At 61.5% G+C, this 231-nt stretch carries 1 protein-coding gene; it reads right to left on the bottom strand.

Annotated elements, in window-relative coordinates; all coding sequences use genetic code 11:
* The coding region (locus EOD29_RS35425; RefSeq protein ID WP_164764127.1) for a substrate-binding domain-containing protein at positions 1-231 on the bottom strand (231 nt) is incomplete at both ends.

Below are 231 nucleotides of genomic sequence, written 5' to 3' on the forward strand. Positions count from 1 at the left end.
TAAGAGATTCACCGCAGCCCTTCGAGCGATCGACTTCCGGGGTCGTGCCCTTCTGGCCATGAATGATGACCATCTTCCCCTTGCCGCCGGCTTCCTTCAGGATATAGTCGCAGACGGCCTTGGCAGAGGCGACGGAATCCGTTGCGAGGAATGTGTCGCCCGGGGCCCCCTCCGCGTTGCGGTCAACGTTAACCACCGGGATGCCGGCATTCTTGGCGAGCTTGACCGGAA

The sequence above is a fragment of the Mesorhizobium sp. M1A.T.Ca.IN.004.03.1.1 genome (genome assembly GCF_003997555.1).
Lineage (GTDB): Bacteria > Pseudomonadota > Alphaproteobacteria > Rhizobiales > Rhizobiaceae > Mesorhizobium.